Genomic DNA, 6,607 nt, shown 5'->3' on the forward strand with positions numbered 1-6,607 from the left:
CAGAAGCAGGGTGACGACGATACCGAGGCCGACCAGCCGTGAGGAGCTGAAGCGCCCCGATAAGCGCCTCGCGAAGCGCCCGAGAATTCCCACGACACCCACCCTGGCCGTCGAACGCCCTGCCGATTCAGCTGACGGGTTCAGCGTAGCGGTCACCGAAGCGAACTGACAGCCCGTAAGGCAACCTGTGGATCAGCGTTACTCCTTGCCCCGTCCGGCCGGGGCAAGGGGCTGCCGTGTTGCTGTCAGGCCTTGCCGCTGCCAGGCCTTGCCGCTGTCAGGCCTTGCCCTGGAGCCGCATGGTGCTGCCGGAGGAAGAACAGGCGGTGGCAGCGGTGGCGACGGCGGCCACGGTCGCGGCGACGGCGATCAGGCGCCGTCCGGTGGGTCTGGACGAGGTGCGGGTGGGTGACATGCATCTCCACGGTGAGAAGTTGCGCGTCATCGAGGAGCTGCGCCGCAACAAGGATTTGTGGTTCAGCATCGAGGTGCGCATCACCTACCTGGAGCGCCAGTCCGAGCTAGGGATAGGGGAGACCCGGAAGGCTTTGGAGCGGTACCGCAAGCCGTACCGGACCTGGGCGCTGGCGAAGACCGCTGCCGAGAAGGACGCGCACGACGGACCAAGGAGGAGCGCTGGGCCTTGCTGGTGGAGGACGCATTCTCCCTCCTGAGCGGCGCGGCCCACGACGACCCGGGCACCACAGACCGGTTCGAGTGGTCCGGCTCCGAGGCCATCACGCTCAACGCCCTGGTGGCGGGCGTACTCACCCAGCTGGCCAACGACCCGGAGCAGAGGGCGCTCTGAAACGTGTGCGGGACAGGTACATGAAGAGGATCACGAAAGCGTCGCTCGTCACCCTCTCGGCTGCCATCGTGGCCTTGGGGCAGACGGGAGCCGCACACGCCGATGCCCACCACTGGAACAAGACCAAGAAGTGCCATCAGAAGGACCTGGACGGGCGGAACATACCCATCCGTATCGGCAACAGCGAACTGGGCTGGGCGCATTTCTCCAGCAATCACAACATCCGCACCTGCCGCATCGTCAACGCCCCTCTGAACGGCAAGGCGGACAAGAACGACGGCAAGGGGGGCCTGGAATACTGGGGCTACGCCTTCGACGGCACTCACCCCCAGGTGAAGATCATCGTCAAGGCGCAGGTCACCCGGCGTACGCAGGACGATCGGTACGACGCCGGAAGCGGGCAGATGATCGGTGTCAACACCGCCTGCTGCAAGGGCATGAGGAAGTGCCCCGACTGGATGAACCAGTCTGCCGTCGAGTTCAAGCGCCGAGCGGGGAGACACCCGCAATGACGCCGTGGGAAGTAGCCGTGGCACAAGCCGACGTGACCGGCCACCTGATCCTCTACACGCAAGCACCGATCGTGAAGAAGATGCGCGTCCGCGGCGTCCTCCCGAGCCCTGGCGGGACGCCGGCCGTGCGGATCGCGCTCGGCCGACGGAAGGCGACCGTCACCGACCTCCTCACCATCTACGAGATCCCGCTCTTCCGGCAGGACGAGGTACTGCTCCCGTGGGAAGCAGTCAGCCGCGTGCGGCATGAGGCGGGCAGGGTGCGGTTCTACTCCGGCGGTCAGGTGGACCACGTCTTCGACGCTCCGCTGATCAGGCTCGCGGAGGAGGTGCCCGCCGAGGAGCTGCCGGAGGACCGGGCACACATGCTTCTGACCGCGCTGAACTGCCCCGTTCCGGGCTATGAAGAGCGGGAGAAGGCGGAGTCGCTGCTGGTCGGCTTCCTGTACCTGAGCAAGGGCCGGATGCGGCTGTACGTACGCCACCAGGGGGACCCCGACGCCGTGGCCTGCGACGTCCGGCTCGCGGAGGCAGGGCCGGCCGTGATCGCGGAAGTGTTCTCCCGCTCGCGAGAGCGGGAACTCTACGAGGAACCGGAGGACGATCCGCACTGCACAGCCGTGCTGGACCTGACGCACTGAGCTGACGACATCCCATGGGGATCAACGGAACCCCACGCCCTGGGCTCTGGCTGACGCGGCCCGCCTCTGCCTGGCCTACGGCACCGAGTAGCGGCGCACCGAGGCCGCCGAGCGTGACCCTCTGGAGACCCTGGCGGCTTACTCCAGCCTGAAGGAACCACCCTGCATGGCACGGACGAACCCACGGTCGCCTGCGGAACTTCAGTTCCCGGCCATTGTGGCGGGCGGGGTCTGACGGTACCCCGCCCACCGCAATCGGTACTAGAATCTGTACAGGATCCTGGCTCTACATGGGTACGGTGACAGCATGGAGATCCCCGAAGTCGTGACCGTCAGCGACGCGCGCGCGAGGCTGTCGCGGATTCTGAGTGACCTGTCGGAGTCCGGCGCGGACGCCGACCCCGTCCTGATCGGCGCCCACCGCAAGCCCCAGGGTGTCCTTCTGTCCGTCGAGGCCTTCGAGGCGCTGAGCGGCCGGGCGGCGCGACGTGCGGCCGTCGCCTCGGCCACCGGCTCCATCGAGGCCGAGGGTCTCCACGCCTCTGAGGCATCCGACCGCGACACCGAGGCGTACGTGAAGGGCGACCTCGACGCGGACACCCTTGTCGCCCGCGCGATCGCCCGCCACCGGCAGACCTCGGAGCGGCGGGCAGGGTGAACGATCCGTACGCCATGCCCAACGGCGTGCTGCGCAACAAACTCGGCATCACCGACCATCAGTTGTTGGCGGCAGCGGAGGCGGACATCACCCGGGCACGCCTCGTCATGCTCGCCGAACGCCCCCTGCCCGGTGCGTACGACCTCGGCCATCTTCAGGCATTCCATGCAACGATCTTTGGTGACATCTACTCGTGGGCAGGCGAGTTACGCACTGTGAACATCGCCAAGCGCACACCGTTCTGCCCGGCGAGAAACTTGGTGGCGTACGCCGACGAGGTCTTCGACCGTCTCGCCTCCTCCGGTCATCTGCGGGATCTCCCCCGGCAGGAATTCGTCATCCGGCTGGCCGAGCTGTACGGCGACATGAACGTCCTGCACCCGTTCCGCGAGGGCAACGGTCGTGCCCAGCGGGCGTTCCTGGGTCAGCTGAGCGCCGACGCGGGATACGAGCTGAACTGGTCGGGCTTGGACCCCCAGCGCAACGAGGACGCCTCGGTGAAGAGTTTCCTCGGCGACAACAGCCTCCTGGAGCAGGTGCTCGACGAACTCGTCCCCATCACGGGGTGAGGCCTCCATCTCACGACCGGCAGGCGCGGCGCCCGGCGCGAGTCAGGCCGAAACAGAGTACGCCGGTTCCCCGGCCTCGCGATGCATCAAGCCGAAGCCGAGCAGCCCTCATCTGCTCCCGGCGCACATGTCCTGGGACCTCATGCACCGATGCCCCCGAAGCATCGGCCGACGCCCTGGACGACTCCCCCACTCGTGGTCGTCTGGCACTTCCAGCTCGGAGTCGAAGATGCGGAGTGAGCGTCACACGGATGCTTGTTCCGCGGGGCACCGTGCGCGGCGATCAGCGGTGATTTCAGCCTGATAAATGGGGTGATATTCCCTATGTCAGGCGTATGCCGTGCGTGGCAGTATGGCTTGTGTGGCTATTGGCGCTGCAGACCGGCGAGAGGGGTACATCATGATCGCCAAGCTGCTCGGCAGGCTGTTCTTCACCCGCCACTACGGTGCGTACGGCGTCCACGAATGGGACGCGTACGCCGGCGACGACTAGGAGCGAGCGCACTGGCGGCGGGCGCCCAAGGGCGTCCGTCGGCTTACGGTCGCGCTGTCGGCCACATCGGCCTCATCGGCCTGGACAGATGTGAGAGCCGGGGACGATCTCATGGGCCCAAGGGATGAGCCGCCGCGGCTGCCCGAAGGCGGCTTCGCGGCCTGGAGCAGCGACCGGCTGGCGATGGCGCGTCGTGGCGCCGAGGAGTGCGGGGACGTCTGGCAGCTGGAGCCGGGGGTCTATGTGGCCGCCGCGGCCGGGCCGTGTGAAGCGGTGCTGCGGCGCGCGCAGGACTTTCCGAAGGCACCCTCGCCGCTCTTTCCGCCGCTGAAGCGGTCGCGGTCGAAGCGGTCGGGCGGAGCGCCGACGCCCGAGGAGCGTGCCCACGCGCACGCCGCCCGCATGCGCGGGCTGCGCGCGCAGGCGGTCGCGGCCCGGATCGGTGAGATCGCGCCGGGGACCGCCCGGTTCGCCGACCAGTGGCCCACGGACCAGGACGTCGAGGTTCTGCCCCTGGTCCGGCACGCCCTGGCGGAGATCGGGGTGAGTTTCCTCTTCTCCGAGGACGCTCCCGCCCTGCTGCCCCGCGCCGCGCAGCTCTTCCTGGCCCGGGAGGTGCTCGTACGCCCCTCGCGCTGGATCTGGCCGCGCTGGATCCCCACACCGGCACGGCGGTTCCGCACACGGCAGCAAGTCGCCTTCACCGACGCCCTGCGGCCGGTCGTGCGCCGGCGTCGTTCGTCGGGCCATCTCGGTGACGACGTGCTGGGGCAGATGCTCCGGCCCTCCCCCCACTACGGCCTGCTACCGGAAGAGGCCGTCCTCGACACCCTCCCCGGGATCACCGTCGCCACCTTCGAGACCCCGTCCCGGGCAGCCGGCTGGATCCTGCTCCACCTGGCCCGGCACCCCTGGGCAGCGGACCGTGTCGCGGCCGAAGCCGCCTCGCTGCCCATGGATCCGGCCGCGACGACCAGCGCCCACCTCGGCGACCTGCGGTTCACCCAGGCCGTGGTGAGTGAGGTGCTGCGGCTGTACCCGCCGAGCTGGCTGCTGACCCGGCGTGCCCCGCGGCAGACCCGGCTCGCCGACTACACCATCGACGCCGGGTCCACCGTTCTCGTCTGCCCCTACACCGCCCACCGCGACCCACGGGAGTTCTCCGAGCCGGACCTTTTCCGGCCCGAGCGGTGGCTCGAAGAACCAGGGGCGTCGGCGGGATCTGCGAAACCAGGGGTCTTCCTCTCTTTCGGCACCGGGCCGCACGGCTGCGAAGGAGCCGCGCTGGCCATGACGGTGTTGACGCTCCTGACGGCGCACACCGCCCGCCGCCACCACGTGAGCGAGCCGCCGGGACCGGAGCCCACCTACCGGGTCGCCACCCTCGAAGGTCTCGCGACCGTCGGCCTGCGGCTGCGCGCCACCCCGCGTGGCTGAGGCCGTAGGAGCAGTGCTTGGTTCACTGTGCGCCGGCGGTCGTGTGTCGCCGGTCGAACTCGTCCGCGAGCATCCCCATCATGACGAGGTCGTGGTGCCGGCCGGCGAAGAAGACGTGTTCCCGCAAGCGCCCCTCCTCGGTGAAGCCGAGGCGACGGAAGAGTGCCAGCGATGCCTCGTTGTGGGCGAAGATCGCCGCCAGGCATTTGTGATAGCGCCGCTCGGCGAACATGAAGCGCAGCAGCAGCGCCACGGCTTCCGCCGCGTAGCCCCTGCGCCGGTGGTCAGCGCCGATGGTGACCTCACACTCGAACCAGCCGGAACGACGACCGGTGCGATGCGAGCCGACGGTGCCGACCAGCTCTCCTGTGTCCGTCGCCTCGACCGCCAGCCGGAAGCGGTCGTCATCGCCGTCGGCCACGGCCTGCTCCCTCGCCCAGGCACGGTAGCTCTCGGCGGACCGGGGCAGATCCAGTCGGCTGCCCGGGCCCCCGCCGTGCTCGGCGAAGCGCATCAACGCCGTCCAGTCGTCGGGCTCGACAGCGCGGAGACGGATCCGGTCACCGGTCCAGGACGATGCCATGCCCCATTTGATCAGCTGCGGTGCGGGCGAGACCGGGAGGCGCACCGAGGCAGGGCGAGGGTCCGACGGCGTGTCGGAGGTGCGGCGCGAGCAGCGTCGAGGGACCTGCGGCCGTCTCGTCGGTCAACGCCTGACCGGCCTGGCTCGGCGCCGTCGTTACGCTGGTGCTCCTACGGTTCCGGCACGCCGCGCCACACGGTGCCGCACGCTTTTCGTCGAAACGGCAATCCGGAAGAGCGCCGCTTTCGTATCCCATTTGTCTCCCGGGCATGACTCGGGATGTCTCCTGGGTCGGGCACCGGTTGAACGATCGGCCTGGGCTCGGTGATTCGCTCCGTTCTTTCCATGGTGTCGCCTGAGCGCGCCGGCTCCAGCGGCGTTCCGGCGGCGCCCGGCGGCGTTCCGTAGGCCCGGGGAGGAAACGCTGATGTACGACCCGGAGTCCGATGGCAACCTGCGTGCGTTCCGGCGTGAGGGCCGCATCGTGGTCGTCGGGGCGTCGCTGGCGGGGCTGCGGGCCGCGGAGGCGTTGCGGGACGAGGGGTTCACCGGGTCGCTGACGATGATCGGTGACGAGCTGGGTGAGCCCTACGACCGGCCTCCGCTGTCCAAGCAGGTGCTGACCGGGTGGGTGCCGGCCGGGGGGACCCGCCTGCCGCGCCGGCGGGAGCTCGACGCGGAGTGGCTGCTGGGGGTGCCGGCGACCGGGCTGGACCTGGCCACCGATCACGTGCGCCTGGCCGACGGGCGTGAGGTGCCCTTCGACCGGGTGCTGATCGCCACCGGGGTGCGGGCCCGGCCCTGGTTCGTGGAGTCCGAGGCGGCGCTGGAGGGGGTGTTCGTGGTGCGGACCCGGGAGCACGCGGAGGGGCTGCGGCGGGCGTTGGCGGCGGGGCCCTCGCGGGT

Annotated in this window: 9 protein-coding genes; 8 read left to right on the forward strand and 1 reads right to left on the reverse strand. The window is 69.4% G+C overall.

All coding sequences use genetic code 11. The features are described from left to right. The first annotated feature begins 299 nt into the window (after window positions 1-299). From AB0M11_RS28700 to AB0M11_RS28730, 7 genes are all read left to right on the forward strand, one after another. Window positions 300-674, forward strand: a complete 375-nt coding sequence (locus tag AB0M11_RS28700; protein WP_365710471.1) for a hypothetical protein — start codon at window positions 300-302, stop codon at window positions 672-674. Beyond that, entirely contained in the window at window positions 644-808 is a 165-nt protein-coding gene (locus tag AB0M11_RS28705; protein ID WP_365710473.1) for a hypothetical protein, read from the forward strand. The genes AB0M11_RS28700 and AB0M11_RS28705 overlap by 31 nt, the downstream gene beginning before the upstream one ends. Window positions 809-828: 20 nt before the next feature. Then, window positions 829-1,320 carry a hypothetical protein gene (locus tag AB0M11_RS28710; RefSeq protein ID WP_365710475.1) on the forward strand — a complete coding sequence of 164 codons (492 nt, stop codon included), beginning with the start codon at window positions 829-831 and terminating at the stop codon, window positions 1,318-1,320. Window positions 1,321-1,337: 17 nt separating this feature from the next. After that, window positions 1,338-1,961: a hypothetical protein gene (locus AB0M11_RS28715; RefSeq protein ID WP_365710477.1), complete on the forward strand. Its 624-nt coding sequence runs from the start codon at window positions 1,338-1,340 to the stop codon at window positions 1,959-1,961. Between the two features lie 307 nt (window positions 1,962-2,268). Beyond that, on the forward strand, window positions 2,269-2,619 hold the full coding sequence (locus tag AB0M11_RS28720) for a type II toxin-antitoxin system Phd/YefM family antitoxin (RefSeq protein ID WP_365710479.1): 351 nt from the start codon (window positions 2,269-2,271) through the stop codon (window positions 2,617-2,619). Between the two features lie 14 nt (window positions 2,620-2,633). Continuing rightward, window positions 2,634-3,188: a Fic family protein gene (locus AB0M11_RS28725; RefSeq protein ID WP_365710481.1), complete on the forward strand. Its 555-nt coding sequence runs from the start codon at window positions 2,634-2,636 to the stop codon at window positions 3,186-3,188. A gap of 604 nt (window positions 3,189-3,792) precedes the next feature. After that, window positions 3,793-5,118, forward strand: a complete 1,326-nt coding sequence (locus AB0M11_RS28730) for a cytochrome P450 (protein WP_365710483.1) — start codon at window positions 3,793-3,795, stop codon at window positions 5,116-5,118. Window positions 5,119-5,140: 22 nt separating this feature from the next. Here AB0M11_RS28730 and AB0M11_RS28735 read toward each other — a convergent pair whose 3' ends face one another. Next, complete coding sequence (locus AB0M11_RS28735) at window positions 5,141-5,701, reverse strand: GNAT family protein (RefSeq protein ID WP_365710485.1); 561 nt, start codon at window positions 5,699-5,701, stop codon at window positions 5,141-5,143. A gap of 427 nt (window positions 5,702-6,128) precedes the next feature. On the opposite strand from AB0M11_RS28735, the gene AB0M11_RS28740 reads away from it, so the two are divergent. Beyond that, window positions 6,129-6,607 (forward strand): FAD-dependent oxidoreductase (locus AB0M11_RS28740; protein WP_365710487.1); only part of this gene is annotated, 479 nt, incomplete at its 3' end.

Source organism: Streptomyces sp. NPDC051987 (assembly GCF_040680735.1).
Classification (GTDB): Bacteria; Actinomycetota; Actinomycetes; order Streptomycetales; family Streptomycetaceae; genus Streptomyces.